16 protein-coding genes are annotated in these 16003 nt (G+C 60.8%); 4 read left to right on the top strand and 12 right to left on the bottom strand.

Going from position 1 to position 16003, the window contains the following annotated elements; translation table 11 throughout:
- Window positions 1–2: 2 nt before the first annotated feature.
- Window positions 3–1175, bottom strand: coding sequence for an NAD(P)/FAD-dependent oxidoreductase (locus tag BLO97_RS12255; RefSeq protein ID WP_092223740.1), 1173 nt, complete (start codon window positions 1173–1175; stop codon window positions 3–5).
- Window positions 1172–2377, bottom strand: a complete 1206-nt coding sequence (locus BLO97_RS12250; protein ID WP_063324446.1) for a benzoate/H(+) symporter BenE family transporter — start codon at window positions 2375–2377, stop codon at window positions 1172–1174. Before BLO97_RS12250 ends, BLO97_RS12255 begins: the two co-directional genes overlap by 4 nt.
- A 342-nt stretch (window positions 2378–2719) precedes the next feature.
- Between BLO97_RS12250 and BLO97_RS12245 the strand changes: the two genes are divergently transcribed.
- On the top strand, window positions 2720–4111 hold the full coding sequence (locus BLO97_RS12245; protein WP_058543599.1) for an aminotransferase-like domain-containing protein: 1392 nt from the start codon (window positions 2720–2722) through the stop codon (window positions 4109–4111).
- Window positions 4112–4184: 73 nt separating this feature from the next.
- Here BLO97_RS12245 and BLO97_RS12240 read toward each other — a convergent pair whose 3' ends face one another.
- Window positions 4185–4445: a YebG family protein gene (locus BLO97_RS12240; protein ID WP_063324447.1), complete on the bottom strand. Its 261-nt coding sequence runs from the start codon at window positions 4443–4445 to the stop codon at window positions 4185–4187.
- A gap of 315 nt (window positions 4446–4760) precedes the next feature.
- Here BLO97_RS12240 and BLO97_RS12235 point away from each other — a divergent pair, with 315 nt between their 5' ends.
- Complete coding sequence (locus BLO97_RS12235) at window positions 4761–5261, top strand: phosphate-starvation-inducible protein PsiE (protein ID WP_063324448.1); 501 nt, start codon at window positions 4761–4763, stop codon at window positions 5259–5261.
- On the opposite strand, the gene BLO97_RS12230 is transcribed toward BLO97_RS12235, so the two are convergent.
- Entirely contained in the window at window positions 5258–5575 is a 318-nt protein-coding gene (locus BLO97_RS12230) for a DUF3509 domain-containing protein (protein ID WP_063324449.1), read from the bottom strand. The genes BLO97_RS12235 and BLO97_RS12230 overlap by 4 nt on opposite strands.
- Before the next feature lie 508 nt (window positions 5576–6083).
- Here BLO97_RS12230 and BLO97_RS12225 point away from each other — a divergent pair.
- Window positions 6084–6494, top strand: a complete 411-nt coding sequence (locus BLO97_RS12225) for an HPF/RaiA family ribosome-associated protein (protein WP_092149421.1) — start codon at window positions 6084–6086, stop codon at window positions 6492–6494.
- An 81-nt stretch (window positions 6495–6575) separates the two neighbouring features.
- Here BLO97_RS12225 and fecA read toward each other — a convergent pair whose 3' ends face one another.
- The 4 genes from fecA to BLO97_RS12205 all read right to left on the bottom strand — a co-directional run bounded on the left by fecA (window position 6576) and on the right by BLO97_RS12205 (window position 11474).
- Complete coding sequence (gene fecA, locus BLO97_RS12220; protein ID WP_092346030.1) at window positions 6576–8915, bottom strand: TonB-dependent Fe(3+) dicitrate receptor FecA; 2340 nt, start codon at window positions 8913–8915, stop codon at window positions 6576–6578.
- A 109-nt stretch (window positions 8916–9024) separates the two neighbouring features.
- Window positions 9025–9984: a FecR domain-containing protein gene (locus BLO97_RS12215; protein WP_092149427.1), complete on the bottom strand. Its 960-nt coding sequence runs from the start codon at window positions 9982–9984 to the stop codon at window positions 9025–9027.
- Window positions 9981–10469 carry a sigma-70 family RNA polymerase sigma factor gene (locus BLO97_RS12210; protein WP_092149430.1) on the bottom strand — a complete coding sequence of 163 codons (489 nt, stop codon included), beginning with the start codon at window positions 10467–10469 and terminating at the stop codon, window positions 9981–9983. The genes BLO97_RS12215 and BLO97_RS12210 overlap by 4 nt, the downstream gene beginning before the upstream one ends.
- Window positions 10470–10598: 129 nt before the next feature.
- Window positions 10599–11474, bottom strand: coding sequence for a helix-turn-helix domain-containing protein (locus BLO97_RS12205; RefSeq protein ID WP_092346028.1), 876 nt, complete (start codon window positions 11472–11474; stop codon window positions 10599–10601).
- Window positions 11475–11610: 136 nt separating this feature from the next.
- Between BLO97_RS12205 and BLO97_RS12200 the strand changes: the two genes are divergently transcribed.
- Entirely contained in the window at window positions 11611–12513 is a 903-nt protein-coding gene (locus BLO97_RS12200; protein ID WP_072344318.1) for a DMT family transporter, read from the top strand.
- 222 nt (window positions 12514–12735) lie between these two features.
- Here BLO97_RS12200 and BLO97_RS12190 read toward each other — a convergent pair whose 3' ends face one another.
- The 4 genes from BLO97_RS12190 to BLO97_RS12175 form a co-directional block, all read right to left on the bottom strand.
- Window positions 12736–13707, bottom strand: a complete 972-nt coding sequence (locus BLO97_RS12190; protein ID WP_063324456.1) for a 2-hydroxyacid dehydrogenase — start codon at window positions 13705–13707, stop codon at window positions 12736–12738.
- Window positions 13708–13822: 115 nt separating this feature from the next.
- Window positions 13823–14572, bottom strand: a complete 750-nt coding sequence (locus tag BLO97_RS12185; protein WP_092346026.1) for a YkgJ family cysteine cluster protein — start codon at window positions 14570–14572, stop codon at window positions 13823–13825.
- A 79-nt stretch (window positions 14573–14651) separates the two neighbouring features.
- Complete coding sequence (locus tag BLO97_RS12180; RefSeq protein WP_072344311.1) at window positions 14652–14978, bottom strand: hypothetical protein; 327 nt, start codon at window positions 14976–14978, stop codon at window positions 14652–14654.
- Window positions 14979–15079: 101 nt separating this feature from the next.
- Entirely contained in the window at window positions 15080–15982 is a 903-nt protein-coding gene (locus tag BLO97_RS12175) for a chemotaxis protein CheV (RefSeq protein ID WP_057451776.1), read from the bottom strand.
- Window positions 15983–16003: the final 21 nt, after the last annotated feature.

The raw sequence follows: 16003 nt of genomic DNA, 5'->3' as shown, positions 1-16003 counted from the left end.
GGTTAGTGCAAATCGGCAACCTGCTTGACGGCCTGGCTGGAAAATTCCTCATCGCGGCAACGGGCCGGGGAAAAATGCTGATAGTTGAGCTGCAGCGCCGCCAGGTCGTCCGGCATGGCGATGCCCAGCGCCGCATGGCTGCACAGGCGTGCAATGGCGGGCGCAGCCTGGATGCCGTAGCCACCGAGGGCGGCGAGCCAGATAAAACTCTCTTGCTGTGGGTCCTGGCCGAGCACCGGCGAGCGGTCGGCGACGAAGGTTCGCAGGCCCGCCCATTTGTTGATGATCGAGCGCGGACGCAGGCGCGTGGTGTTTTGCAGGCGATCCATGGTGATGGCTAGGTCAAGCTCTTCCGGCAGTGCGTCGCAGGGCAACGAAGGGCTTTCATCGCAGGGGGAGACGATCAGCCGCCCGGCTTCAGGCTTGATGAAAATGTCCTCGTCGACCGTGCCCAGGTAGGGCGTGTGGTGCACGTCGCACTGTGGATCGACCGCCAGTACGGTGCGCCGCAATGGTCGGACACCGACCTTGGGCACGCCGCAGCGTTCGGCGAATTCATCGGCCCAGGCACCGGCGGCGTTGACCACGATGGCTGCTTGCAATTGCTGGCCGTCCTGGGTGTGCAAGCGCCAGTGCCCGTCGCGATGTTCGCCACGCAGCACTTCGGTCTCGCGCTTGATCACGCCACCACGGGCCCGCAGCCCACCGAGGTAGGCGCCGTGGATGCCATGCACATCCAGATCGAAGGCGCTGGGCTCGTAGATCCCGGCGCTCCAGGCGCCTTCGGCGAGGTAGGGGACCAGCTCCTGCACTTGCTTGTCGTCGAGCAGCTCGGCCGTGGGCACTTGCCCCAGGACGGCGCTGAAACGCGCTTTGAGTTTGTCCACCCGTGCCGCCTGGGCCACGATCAGCGCGCCCCGGGGCGACCATAGCGGATGCTCGGCCAGGCCCTCGGGCGGGTTCTCGAAAAAGCGCCGGGATGCGCAGGTCAGTGAACGGATCTGTTGGTTGCCGTAGCTTTCCATCGAGATCGCGGCTGAACGCCCCGTGGTGTGATAGGCCAGTTGCTGTTCCTGTTCGAGCAGGCAGACGCTGCCATGGGCTGCCAACTCATAAGCGGCAGACACGCCGGCGATGCCGCCACCCACCACAATGAAGTCGTAACGAGTGGTCATGGTCGGCTGCCCTCGGCAATAACGGCGGCTTTGCGTTCGCGGGTGTAGGTCAGCACGAAGTGCGCCACGAGGCCGAAGATCAAGCCCCAGAACGCGGCGGCCAGGCCGAGGAAACTCATGCCCGAAGCCGTTACCAGGAAGGTGATCAGTGCCGCTTCGCGTTGTTTCTCGTCAGCCATGGCGCCGGTCAGCCCGGCACTGATCGCGCCGAACAAGGCGAGACCGGCGAGGGAAGCGATCAATTCTTTCGGCAGTGCGGAGAACACCGAGGCCAGGGTGGCGCCAAAGGTCCCCATCAGAATGTAGAACACCCCGCAGGCGATCCCGGCCATGTAGCGTTTGTCGCGGTCTTCGTGGGCTTCGCGGCCGGTGCAGATCGCTGCGGTAATGGCCGCCAGGTTCAAACCGTGGGAACCGAACGGGGCCATCAGGATCGAGCCAATCGCGGTGACCGAAATGATCGAGCGTGCTGGCGTGTTGTAGCCAGAGGTGCGCAATACCGCCATGCCTGGCACGTACTGGCCGGTCAAGGTCACCAGCGCCAGTGGCAGGCCGATGTTGATGATTGCATGCCAGTTCCATTCAGGGGCGATGAAGACCGGTTGGGCCACGGCGATGGTGATCGAGGTGCTGTTGAGTTCGCCGAACGAGGCGGCCACCGCGCAACCGACGATCAGCACCGACAGGATCGCGTAGCGTGGCGAAAAGCGCTTGAAGATCAGGTACGCCGCGATCATCGCCAACACCAGCGCCGGCTGCAGTTTGATCGACGTGAACAGCTCGGCGCCGAAGCGGAACAGGATCCCGGCGAGCATGGCGGCGGCAATGGCCTTGGGCAGGCGGCTCATCAGTTTGTCGAACGCACCGGACAGGCCGACCAACGCGATGATCATCGACGCCACCACATAGGCACCGATGGCCTGGGGCAGGGTCACGGTGGGCAGCATCGACACCAGTAACGCTGCACCCGGTGTCGACCACGCGGTGATGACCGGAACACGCAGGCGCCAGCTCAGGAACAGGCCGGTAATCCCGCTGCCAATGGAAATGGCCCAGATCCATGAAGACACCACGTCATTGGGCAGGTGCGCTTCCTTGGCTGCCTGGAACACGATGATGAGTGGGCCTGCGTAGGAAATGATCACGGCGATGAAGCCCGCGATGATCGCCGACAGAGATAGATCCTTTCTGAATGTGTCCATGATGTCTCGACTTGGCGCGACAGGAGCGCGCAGTGAATGATTGAGTCGATTGCTTCGATTCGAGATCAGTGTATTTGAATGAATTGAGTTGATTCAATAGGGGGCGGGATTGTTACGAGATATTTTTCTGCCATGACAGGCTATTTTTGCGATTTTTATGAATTAACTATTTGATTTTAAATAATATTATTTCTAATAAATTTTTCTTCATGTCGCATTGAAAAACGATTCAATAATCGTATCAATCGATTCAATGTGTCGATTGTGTCGAATTATTAGTTGCCTAACCTCCATGTGATATGCTCGGATATTCATCATTTCTACGATGGGCAGTGATCATTCATGTGGGTTCCCCAGCTAAGCGAGTTCAGCCAACCGATGTATTTGTCGATTGCCGATGCGTTGGCGCGCGATATCAACAACGGCGTGCTGAACGAGGGCGATCGCCTGCCGACCTTGCGGGAGTTGGCCACCACCTTGAATGTCACGCCGGGCACCATCAGTCGGGCCTATAGCGAGGCCCATCGGCGTCGGTTGGTGCAGGGGGAGGTGGGGCGTGGCACTTACGTGCTCAACCAGAAGCAGCTGGAGCTGCCGGCCAGCAACAGTGCCGCCGCGCCACTGAACCTGGGGCAATCCGAACTGCTCGATCTTTCGATCATCAAGCCCTACAGCGAAACCCTGGAGTACTGGTTGCGTGGCGCCCTGGTGGGCATGGCCAAGAGCACCGATTTCGCTCGCGCACTGGATTACGCGCCGGATGGCGGTCACCCGGCGCATCGCGAGGCGGGGGCGCAATGGTTGCGTCATTCATTGCCCGACGCGCAATGGCAGCAAGTGGTGATTACGGCAGGGGCCCAGCATGGCTTGATGGTGGCGATGAGCGCCCTGACCAACGCCGGTGACCTGGTGCTCTGCGAAGCGCTTTGCTACCCGGGCATCATTTCCCTGGCCCACGGTCTTGAGCGTCGCCTGCGTGGCGTGCCAATGGATGACGAAGGCATCATTCCCGAAGCGTTGCGCGAGCTGTGCCTGCGAGAGAAGCCGGCGATGCTGGTCTGCGTGGCGACTTGCCAGAATCCGACGGCGGCGATCATGTCGCAGAAGCGCCGGGCCCAGATCGCCGCGCTTGCCGAGGAATTCGACTTCATCATCCTGGACGATGATATCTATGGCTTCCTGGCCACCGATCCGTCGATCAAGCCGCTGTCGGCCTTTGCGCCGGACCGTTCGGTGTACCTGACCAGCCTGTCGAAATCGGTCATGCCGGCGCTTCGCGTCGGTTATATCTACAGCCCGCCAAAACTGCTGTCGCGCCTGACCTCGATGGTGCGCAGCAGCGTCTGGATGCCGTCGCCATTGACCGCGCAGTTGGCCAGCAATGTGATTACCGAAGGCCTGGACAAGAAACTGATTCGCATCCAGCGCAACGAGGCGGCGGGGCGACAAGCGATCGCCCGGGAAATCTTTGCCAATTTCGAGCTCAAGACCCAGCCATATTCCTATCACGTCTGGTTGACGCTGCCGGAGCCATGGACCAGCGATGAGTTCACCATGCTCGCCCGGGCCAACGGCGTATTGGTGCTCAGCGGCACCCAGTTCCAGGCTGAGCGCTCAGGCACCACTCGCTGTGTACGGCTGGTGTTGATGTCCCCCACCAGCCAGGACGAACTGCGTTTCGCCCTGACCAAGCTGGCGAGCCTGATCGATTCGGATCCGCGCCGTTATTACTAAAAGATCGCAGCCTTCGGCAGCTCCCGCACGGTGTATTCCCTGTGTGAGCTGCCGAAGGCTGCGATCTTTTTAGTTATTCGTTCGACGGATTGAGCAGTTCGGACAAGGCGTCCGGCTGGCTCTTGAACGCCTTGGCGAACACATCACGATTCTTCGCCATGTAGATCCCGGCTTCCTCGACCTGTTGCTCGCTCAGCGATGGAACGGCTTTTTGCAACACTTCTGCCAGCAATTCGGCGAGTTCCAGCATTTTGTCATGACGGTCAGCTTCGGCTTTATCCATGAACAAGCGCTCCAGATCTCGGCTGCTGCGGTATACCACTTCGACGGCCATTCACCACCTCACATGCCTTCACATTGGTTGTCTTTGTGACTACTGTATTTATATACAGGCAAAAGAATAAGCGAATCCTGTTGCTTTGGATAGTGGCTTTTTAATGTAGACCGGTTTCGGCATGTGAGGGCAAAGCTTGTGGGAGCAAAGCTGGTGTGGGAGCTTGCTCGCGATACGGCGAATGAAGCTCCCAAAAGTGCCGGATACCAGCCTATCGCCATCTCACCTTCAGTCGCTGGCCTTTTTTCTGCATGCAGAACAACCGTCACGTCCAACCCGCATCATCCGGTCGAGTCGACCTAAGGAAACTACATCGTGAAAATCAACTGGGCCGAGACCCTGCGCCAGAACGTCCATCAACTGGCCGAGTCCCTGGGGAACCTGTTCGTCGAGACCTTCCATTACCTGGCCCTGTTCGCCATTGGTGCGGTGACCGCGTGGGCGGCGGTGATGGAATTCTTGCAGATGATCGAAGCAGGACACATCAAGATCGATGACATCCTGCTGCTGTTCATCTATCTGGAATTGGGGGCGATGGTCGGGATCTACTTCAAGACCAACCACATGCCGGTGCGGTTTTTGATCTACGTGGCGATCACGGCGCTGACGCGGCTGCTGATTTCCAACGTTTCCCATCACAGCCCGCCAGACCTGGGGATCATCTACTTGTGCGGTGGCATCCTGCTGCTGGCGTTTGCGATCCTGGTGGTGCGCTACGCTTCGTCGCAGTTCCCCTCGGTGAAGATCGAGCACCCGCACCGCAAGGTCGGAGCGGGTTCCAGCGAACATGCCGAGGTGGAGAAAGGAGAAATCTAGATCCCGGCGGCAGAGGGCGCCGGCCCTTGTGCGTGCGGTGGCGGCAGCTTGATGCTGTCACCGCCGGTCATGGCTTCGAGGATGGCCACGGCGCTGTGGCCCTGCTCAATGGCGATGCCGAACTGAATGCTTTGCACCAGGCGCTTGAGGCGCTCCGGGTCGTTGCGCTGCAGGGCGCTGATCATGCGTTTGGCGACGATGCGCCCGCTCTTGGACAGGGTCAGCATGATGCTGCCGTCCAGGCCCTGAATGCTCAGGTTGATTTGATAATGCGGCGCAAAGGCGTCGGTAATGATCTGAAAAGGGTTGTCCATGATGCGTCACCGCCTGATTGAACGTGCAGTTGTTGACCGGCCATGATCGGGATTAGTTCGCAACGCCGGACCACCGGCCATTCCATGATCGTGTTCAGCTCAAGATTCCAGGGGCCAGGCAGGCCTCAGGATCAAAAGATCGCAGCCCGCGACAGCTCCTACAGGGAGTTAGCAAGTGGCATGCCGGAAAAACTGTCGGACAATGATCACGGAGCCTGGGCGCCGAACGCTCTGGAATGCGGCTGTGGTCGCTGCCCGTTTCGGGGCAATAACGCGCGGATGTTCGCTGACGGTGCAGGTGGGGAGGCGATTTACGGTGGGTAGGCAGGGCGGGGGCAACTCCCGACATTAACAGCGCTTTTGCCTGTTGTCTGGCTTTATTTGCGTATGAATATTTATCTTTTTTTAGGGGTTGAATTGTTCTTCCGCCAGCCCGACTCTGTATTCAAGGGGCCGTTGCATCAACGTCGACGGCCCCCGGCGAGCTAGCTGAAATAAGGGATGAACTATGCAAATCCAAGTCAATAGCGATAACCATATTCAAAGCAGCATCCGACTGGAGGAGTGGGTACGTACTACCATCGAAAGCACGCTCGAACGTTATGAAGAGGACCTGACACGGGTCGAGGTTCATTTGCGGGACGAGAACGGCGACAAGCCGGGTCCCCATGACCTGCGTTGCCAGCTTGAAGCACGGCCGAAGGGCCATCAGCCGATTTCCGTGACGCACAAGGCCGAATCGCTGGAACTGGCGATCGAAGGCGCGGCCGCCAAACTTGAAAATGCCCTGGAGCATTTGTTCGGCAAACTGCGCGGCAAGCGCGCCGCCGTTGCGACACCGACCGAATCCGTTGCCTTGGCCGATGCGCTATTGGAAGAAGAATTCCTGGAGAACGAACGGGCCGCCCTCAACGGCTGAGCCCGATCGCTTGAAGTCACTCACCGAACGGGCCTGCAATCGCAGGCCCGTCTTGTTTCAGCGGTTCACCGTAGCCCCGAATCAAAACGCCACGGACGTCTGCACATACACCGTGCGCGGTTCCCCCACGTACTTGCCTCGGTTGTTGTCGTCGAACGAGCGGGTGAAGTATTGGGTATTGAAGATGTTCTTCACGCCCACCGCCACGTTCAGGTCCGACAGTTGCGGGCCGAAATCATAGGCAGCGCGGCTGCTGAACAGCATGTAGCCGGGGATATTGCCGGTACTGCCGTCGGCGCTTTCAGCCCGGGTGTTGGCGTTGTCGGCAAACTGCGCGCTCTGATAGGTGCTGTCCAGGTTCAGCTTCCACGGCCCGTCCGTATAACCCACGCCCAGTGTGCCTTTGTGCTTCGAAGAGAATGGCACGCGGTTGCCTTTGTTCGGTCCGTCTTCACGAATGGTGGCATCGACGAAGGCATACGTGGCATACACGTCGAAACCGGCCAGTGCAGGGCTCAGGCCATCAAGGGCGTAGTTGATGCTGGTTTCGATGCCTTGGTGGCGAGTCTCGCCTCGGGCGATCACCGAATCATTGGTCTGATTGCTTTCATACTGGTTGTCGAAGTTGATCAGGAACGCGCCGATCTCCGCCCGCAGGTTGCCATCGTCATAGCGGGTGCCAAGCTCCCAGGTGCGGGCCTTTTCCGGTTTCACTTCGCCGCTGCTGACACGGTTGGGCATCTGGCTGTACTGCACACTGCCGAACGAGCCTTCGGTGTTGGCATACAGATTCCACTCATCGGTCAGGTGATACAGCACGTTCAATGCCGGCAAGGCCGTGTTGTAGTCGCCCTTGTACTTCACATTCGTCAGGTTGTTGGTCTGCTGGGATTCGATCATTTCGTAGCGAACACCCGGCGTGATGGTCCATTTTCCGATGTCGATCCGGTCATCGATGAAAAATGCATTGGCCTCGGTGCCCCCGCGCGTATCACGGTCGTTGCGGCTGGAGGTTGTCGGCAATTCGTTGCTGGCGATCGGCGTGCGGTATCGCAGTTCGTGGCCGGCCTCGTTGATGTAGCGATAGCCGATGCCAACCTCGTGGCTGGTCGGGCCGAGGTCGAAACCCTGGGCGAAACGGGTTTCCAGGCCGCGTACCCAATATTCACGGGGTGACAGGGACAGGAAGGTGCCTTGGTCCAGGTAGCCGCTGCGCAAGGTCTTGGTGAAGAACGTGCTGGCGGTGAATTCCCGGCGGTCCTGTTGGTAGCGGTAGCCGACATTGACCAGGGTGCGACGGCCCCAGAAACGGTCGTTCGGACGCGTGGATTGATACGGGTCGGCATCGTAGTCGGCCACATTCAGGCCGCCGGGCATGTCGGCCTCGCCTTCGTAATACTGGGCCATGGCATTGAAACTGTTGGCCTCGTCCAACTGGTAGTTGCCCTTGAGGATCAGGTCATCGATTTGTGTGTCGCTATGTTCGCGCCAGTCGCCGCCGCGGGTGCCGGAATACAGCAGGGCACCGCCCAAGCCGTTGTCGGCGGTGCCGCCGGCCAGCAGATTGGAGGAGGTCTTGAAGCCGTCATGGCTGGAGGACGGGCTCGTCTCGGTCTGCAAGCCCCCTTTTATCGTGGGTGCATCGGGAATCGCCCGCGTCACGAAGTTGACCACGCCGCCGACGTTCTGTGGGCCGTAGCGCACCGCGCCGCCGCCGCGCACGACATCTACCGCGTCCATGTTACCCATGCTGACCGGCGCGAACGATAGCTGCGGTTGGCCGTAAGGTGCGAAAGGCACCGGGATGCCGTCCATCAGCACCGTGGAGCGTGAAGCCAGGCGAGGGTTGAGCCCGCGAATACCGAAGTTCAGTGCCATGTCATGGCTGCCGGTGCCATTGTTTTCCGGTGCATTGACGCCGGGAATGCGATTGAGCACATCCCGCGCCTGCGTCGCACCCTGGCGTTCGAACGTTTCACGGCGGATAACGTCACGGGCGCCGGGGTGTTCGAAGACATTGGCCTGCGCGGCGTCGCCGAGCCAGTCTCCGACCACGGTGGTGGTGCCGATGTCCAGCGCGGTGGTGGTGGCCGGCTGCAGGCTGAAGGCATTATCTCCCTCGGGCCGGGCTTGCAGGCCTGTGCCTTCGAGCAGCGCACTGAGCCCTTGCTCTGGGCTGTAGCTGCCTTCCAGGCCACGACTCTGCAGACCAGCGGTCGTCTGCGAGCCGAAGGAAATCAACACCCCGGCCTCCCGCCCGAACTGATTGAGGGCATTTTCCAGTGATGACGGCGCGATGTGATAGGCCTTGGCATCTGCAGCCTGTACACAAGGCAGTGCGACGAAACTCAAGCTGGCCCCCAGGAGCCATTGACGCACGGTACGGGCGAGCGGGGTGAGGCGGGTAGGTTGCTGCGGCATGGATGAGGATCCCGAGAAGGTTGTATCGAAGTGGCTTTCCTTCTCTGTCACCCGAGTCCGGGAAAACGGCTCACGGTTGCGTGTTTTTTTCTGGCAAGACGATCATGGTTCAAGCGCGAGCCTCGACCGAGACCCAATAGCGAGTAAAGCGGCGTACGTTTACCGGCAGGCTGACCTCCAGCAGATCGAGGATTCGTTCGCTGTTGTCCAGCGGATAAGTTCCGGAGATCAACAGGTTGGCGACCGCCTCGTCGCAGCGCAATTGGCCGCGGCGATACCGGCCGAGTTCGTCGAGAAAGTCCGCCAGGCGCATGTGCGCGGCTATCAGCATGCCTTCCGTCCAGGCACCGCTGTTGGCATCCAGCGCCGTGGCGGGCCCGGCGCCGTTGATGCCAAGGCTCAGTTGCCGTGATGTGCCCAGCAACGACGACGGGCCGTTTCGGCTGCGAATGTCCACCTCGCCGTCAAACACCGCCACTTGGGTGTGTTCCGGATATTCACGTACGTTGAACCGGGCGTTGCGGCTTTCCAGCCGGCCATGGGCGGTCAGTACGTACAGGGGCCTGGGGTCCCGGGCTGCAGTCAACAACAGTTCACCCTCCAGCAGGCGGATCAAGCGACGTTGAGCGTCGAAGCGAACGTCGACCGCGCTGCCGCTGTTGAGCTGCAACTGGCTGCCGTCATCCAGCATCAGGCGACGCCGTTCGCCCACCGGGCTGCGGAAATCGGCCATCAAGGGTGGCAGCCATTGGCGCTCACGCAGGCCCCAGGCCAACGTTGAGCCGGCCCCCAGTACCAGCAACGTCTTGAGTGCCCGCCGCCGCATGGCGGACTTCGGTGCATTGAGGGCCGCATGGGCTAACGCAGGGGATACGCTACGCAGCCGTTGATTGACCCGTTGGATATGTTCCCAGGCGCGGCGATGTTCGCTATGGGCATCGAGCCATTGCTCCCAGGCTTGCTGCTGGCGGGTGTCGAGTGGACCTTGCTGTATTTCCAGGAGCCAGTGCACGGCCTGCTCGGCGACTTGGGCGCTGACGTCAGGTGCGCCATTGATCGACGGGGTCATAAAGCAAAGTAGCAGCGCATCGCTGCCTTGTTCAGATGGCGCTTGACCGTTGCCAGGGAAATCCCCAGTTCACGGGCGATTTCGTTGTAGGTCAGGCCATCGACCTGGGCCAGCAGAAACGCCTGCTTGACCGCTCGCGGCAATCCATCGAGCAGTTGATCCAGTTCCGTCAGGGTTTGCAGGATGATTGCCCGTTCTTCCTCCGACGGCGCCACCTGCTCCGGCAGTTGGGCGAGGGTGTCGAGGTAGGCGCGCTCCAGGTCCTGGCGGCGGTAATGGTTGAACAGTACGCGCTTGGCAATAGTCGTAAGGAACGCGCGGGGTTCCAGGACAGGCTGCGGATCGCGCGTCGTCAGTACGCGCATGAACGTGTCCTGCGTCAGGTCGGCGGCACTGTCGGGGCAGCCGAGTTTTCTTCGCAACCAGCTGTTGAGCCAACTGTGATGGGCGTTGTAGAGCACTTCGACGGTGTGTGCAGGCGGCAACGAGGAACATCCCGACAGCGCTGAGCTGTGCTAGAGAACAAGAATTGTTCGCATTGTAGGGGCGCGGCAGTGGCTACGGCAATCGGGATCAGTGCCTGGTTGTTTCATTTGACCGGAGCGCGGTGGTGCCTAGCGCAAGAATGCCTGTCGATATTCCCCGGGGCTTGCCCCCAAGGTCTGGCGAAAACGATTGGTGAAGTGGCTGGCGCTGGCAAATCCGCAGGCCAGCGCCACGTCGCCCAGCGGTTGTGAGGTGGTGCGCAGCAAATGCCGCGCGCAGGTCAAGCGTCTGGCCAGCACATATTGATGAGGAGGCAGCCCGAAGCTCTCGCGGAACATCCGCGCGAAGTGGTATTCGGACAACGCACACAACGCCGCCAATTGGCCGAGGCTAATGGCATCGGCCAAGTGGCTGTCGACGTAATCCACCAGCAACCGCCGCTGATGAGCGGCCAGGCCGCCTTTGAGGCGAAGTCCCTGGCGTTGGCCCACCTGGCTGAGCAGCAGGTGATTGAGCAAGTCATGGGCCAGGCTGGTGGTCAGCAGGCGTTCACCGGGTTCGTCCCAGTTCAGCGCGATCAACTGGCGAAATCGCTGTGCCTGTCGCGGGTCGTCGAGGAAGGTCTCTTCGTGCAGTTGCACCTGCCGGGGTTCGCGGTCCAGCAGTGTGACGCAACCAAGGGCAAATTGTTCAGCACTGAAATACAGGTGGGCGAGGCGAATGTCGCCGTTGATGATCCAGGCTGATTCATGCCCGGCCGGCAGGATGCAGAGTTTGTCCGGTGCCCCCGTGGTGTCGGGCCGCTCGCGGCGAAACGTACCGGTGCCGCCAGCGATGTAGCACGACAGCGTATGGTGCGTTGGCGCCTCGTAGTCCCGGGCGTCGTGGTGGTTGCTCCACAAAGCGGCCGCCATGCCGTCCCCGAGCTCGGCGCTGTGCTCCAGGCGAGCATTGGGCGAGCTGTTGAGGGCTTGAAAGACTTGTAGGGTTTGCAGTGTGGACATGATCGGTTCTCCAACGCTTGCATCCTACTCTGTCGGTCGATCCGTGCCAGCCTGTCAGCCGACAAAACCGCAAGTTTACGCAAGCGCCGGGTCAATGGCAGCGGGACACTGAGCGTCATTGTCAGGAGCCGTCACCATGAACCTCTCGTTGTACCTGCTTACCGTGCTCATCTGGGGCACCACCTGGATTGCCCTGAAATTGCAGTTGGGCGTCGTCGCCATTCCCGTGTCGATTGTCTATCGCTTCGGCCTTGCAGCCCTGATCCTGTTTGCGATGCTCTTGCTCAGCCGGCGCTTGCAGGTGATGAATCGGCGCGGCCATTTGATTTGCGTTGCCCAGGGCCTGTGCTTGTTCTGCATTAATTTCATGTGCTTCCTGACTGCCAGCCAGTGGATTCCCAGTGGGTTGGTCGCTGTGGTGTTTTCCACCGCCACGCTCTGGAACGCTCTCAATGCCCGCGTGTTCTTCGGTCAGCGGATTGCCCGTAACGTGCTGTTGGGGGGCGCCCTGGGGCTGCTGGGGCTGGCGCTGCTATTCTGGCCGGAACTGGCCGGCCATAGCGCAAGCCCGCAAACCTTGCTTGGCTTGGCGCTGGCGTTGCTGGGCACCTTGTGTTTCTCGGCAGGCAACATGCTGTCGAGCCTGCAGCAGAAGGCGGGCCTCAAGCCGTTGACCACCAACGCCTGGGGCATGGCCTATGGCGCGGCGATGCTGGCGGTGTGGTGTGCGTTCAAAGGCATCCCGTTCGACATGGAATGGAGCACACGCTACATCGGCTCGCTGTTGTACTTGGTGATCCCAGGTTCGGTGATCGGCTTTACGGCCTATCTGACGCTGGTGGGACGCATGGGCCCGGAGCGGGCGGCGTATTGCACCGTGTTGTTCCCGGTGGTGGCGTTGAATGTCTCGGCGTTTGCCGAAGGGTATCAGTGGACCGCGCCGGCGCTGGTCGGGTTGGTCCTGGTGATGCTGGGGAACGTGCTGGTGTTCCGCAAGCCGCGGCCGGTGGCGACGAATGTCGCGCTGGGTGCCCGCTGAGACAGAACGCCTGGCGATAACCCCGTGGCGAGGGAGCTTGCTGTGGCGAGGGGATTTATCCCCGTGGGGCTGCGGAGCAGCCCCAAACCCTGACAGCTCGGTGAGTCAGGTCGACCACATCAGCCGGATCAGGGCTGCTGCGCAGCCCAACGGGGATAAATCCCCTCGCCACAGCAAGCTCCCTCGCCACGGTGTGTTCCGCCGGGGACTTTTGCGGAAGGTTTACTTCCAGACTTGCGGGTTGACCAGGTTCTTTGGTCGCTCGCCCAACAAGGCACTGCGCAAGTTATCCACAGCCAGATTGGCCATGGCCTCACGGGTTTCGTGAGTCGCCGAGCCAATGTGGGGCAGGGTCACGGCGTTTTTCAGCTGGAATAGCGGCGATTCGGCCAATGGCTCTTTCTCGTAGACATCCAGCCCGGCACCGCGGATGCGGTTGTTCTGCAACGCTTCGATCAACGCTGGTTCGTCTACCACAGGGCCCCGGGAAATGTTGACCAGGATGGCACTCGGCTTCATCAGGCCCAGTTCACGCTGACCGATAAGGTGGCGGGTCTTTTCGCTCAACGGTACGACGAGGCAGACGAAGTCCGCTTCGGCCAGCAACTGATCCAATTCGCGAAACTGTGCGCCCAGTTGGTTTTCCAGTTCAGTCTTGCGACTGTTGCCGCTGTAGAGGATAGGCATGTTGAATCCAAGTCGGCCACGCCGGGCAATGGCCGCGCCGATATTGCCCATGCCGACGATACCCAGGGTCTTGCCATGTACATCGCTGCCGAACAGTTGCGGGCCGACTGTCGCCTGCCATTGGCCAGCCTTGGTCCAGGCGTCCAGTTCGGCCACGCGCCGGGCGCTGCTCATCAGCAGGGCGAAGGCCAGGTCGGCGGTACTTTCGGTGAGTACGTCGGGGGTGTTGGTGAGCATGATCCCGCGCTCATTGAAGTAGGCCAGGTCATAGTTGTCGTAGCCCACCGACACGCTGGAGACCACTTGCAGGTTCGTGGCGCTCTGCAGTTGCTCGCGGCCGAGCTTGCGACCGACACCGATCAGCCCGTGGACGTGAGGCAAGGCTTCGTTGAACTGCGCGTTGATGTCGCCGTTCGACGGGTTGGGGACGATCACGTCGAAGTCCTGGCGCAGGCGTTCGATCATGGGGGGCGTGATACGGCTGAAGGCAAGTACGGTTTTTTTCATCGTGCAAGGCTCATCTGCAGGGAATACCAAGCACGCTAACATTCATGGCGCGGGTTAGGCGAGAGGGGAGAGTGTAATCGCAGCGCCGCCAGTCCTCTGGGGGATCTTTACAGACTCAGGCGGCTCGCAGGGAAATGAACGCGTAGGTGACCGGTGCTTCAGTGACCACCCGCGCGCCGCTGGCCGAGACCTGGTTGGCCACATCCTCGCCGGACAGGTGGAACTGCCATTCGCCAGGCGCTTGGTCCAACGGCCGAGAGCGGGCTTGATCGATGGCGGCGGCAAACGCAGCCATGTTCGGCAGGTAGGCCGTGAATCCGTCGCCCTTCAACGCCGTCGTGTGGATACCCAGGGACATGCAGATGCGTTCCTTGATCGCGATTTCCTCACGATCGGCCTGGCGTGAACGCTCGATCAACCGGGCCAGTTCCTGGTCCACCAATTCACCGCCAAGTATCAACTGCGGCCCCGTTTCCCACGACTCCGGTGGGCAATCCTTGGCGGCGGTATTGAGCGGGATGTGTGGGTTGATTTCCATGGGATAGATGCGGCACACCAAGGGTCTGCGCTCATAGATGCGGCACAGGTTTTCGTCGTCCAGATTATGGCAACGACCCACGTTATAAGCGGCGAGCGTGATCGCCACCAGGGCGTCGCTCGTGCCGCTACGGACCACCGCCGAGCGTCGTTCGGCATGCTCGCGTTGCCCTGCCGGCAGGCCGAGGCCATTGGGCAGGAAGGCTTCCACCAGGACAATCACCTGGCCGCCGTCGTCCGCCCACATCCGGGCCTCGTCGAGGGTCAGGGGGACGTGGTGATCGGTGCAGCATTTGCCGCACCCTACACAGGAAAACGTTGTGTTCATTGAGCGCCCGGTCGCAGAAAGCTGGGGACGGCGACAGAAAAACGCCGTGATGGACCGTGCGAAGCAAGTTATGCGCCACTCACCGGTCGGTAGCGGCAGGGTGGATCGAGTCCCACTCGGTCACGTAGGCGGTTTTGGTTTTTTTGCGGTAGAGGCACAACTCGGTGCCGATCGCCCCTTTCATGTGTTCCTGCGGATATTGGCCTTGCAGCAATAGCGCGGTGTAGCCGACCCGGTCGTCGAATTGAGCGGCGCTACCCACCGGCTCAGCGCTCTTCAAGCTGCTGGCCTTGATGCAACTGGCCAGCACGGCTTTATCGTGGGTGGCCCAGGCGTCCGGGCTGGAGGCATGAGCCTGGGAGGCCAGGACGGTGAGACCAAGGAGAATCAACAGACGGATTTTCATCAGGGAGCCTTGTTCCGGGAAGCCAGGACAAGAGTATGCCTGAGGTTGTCGGACGGTGATCGCTCCCGCGCTGGAACGCAGAAGCGAGCAACCGAGATGACTCAGTGACCTTGCTCGGCAACGGCCTTGGCCGCCGTGATCAGGCACTTGGTCAGTTCCGGTGAAGAGAACTTGGTGAGCACGCCGTTGGCACCCGACAGCCGGGCTTTTTCGCTGTTCATGGCACTGTCCAGCGAGGTGTGCAGCAACACGTAGAGGTGGGCGAAGTCAGGCGTTTCGCGCAGGGTCCGGGTGAGGGCATAGCCGTCCATCTCGGACATCTCGATATCGGAGACGATCAGGTTGATCTGTTCGGCCGTGCCTTGCAGGTCCAGCAGGCATTCGATGGCTTCCTTGGCGCTGCGGGCGGTGTGGCATTGCAGACCCAGGTTGCGCAGGGTGTGTACCGATTGCTGCAGCGCGACCTGGCTGTCATCGACCACCAGGATCCGTGCGTTGCCCAGCACCTCGGCGTCTTCCATGCTCAGTTCGGTCGGCGCGGTTTCGATCTGCGCTGGCGCGATGCCGTGGATGACCTTTTCGATGTCCAGCACCTGCACCAGCGTGCCGTCCACCGAGGTCACGCCGGTGATGAACGAACGCACACCGCCGGAGCCGTAGGGCGGTGGTTTGATGTCGGTGGTCAGGCAATGCACGATCTTGCTCACGGCCTGCACATGCAAACCCTGTTTGGAGCGGCTGACGTCAGTGACGATCAGGCAGCCACCATCCGGGTCTTCCAGCGGTCGCTCGCCAATGGCGCGGCTCAGGTCGATCACCGACAACGATGTCCCGCGCAGGGTGGCGATGCCTTTGACGTGCGGATGCGACTCCGGCAGCTTGGTCAATGGTGGGCAGGGAATGATTTCGCTGACCTTGAGCAGGTTGATTGCCATCAGCTTGCCGCTGCGCAAGGTAAACAGCAGAAGCGAAAGTGAATCTGCGCGGGCTTTGTTGGAAGACATAAAAACCTTCTGTGGAAAAAG

Origin of the sequence: Pseudomonas sp. NFACC05-1 (assembly GCF_900100135.1) — a bacterium.
Taxonomy (GTDB): Bacteria; Pseudomonadota; Gammaproteobacteria; order Pseudomonadales; family Pseudomonadaceae; genus Aquipseudomonas; species Aquipseudomonas fluorescens_Q.
The sequence above is the reverse complement of the archived record's forward strand: the minus strand, read 5'-3'. Positions and strand labels throughout refer to the sequence as shown.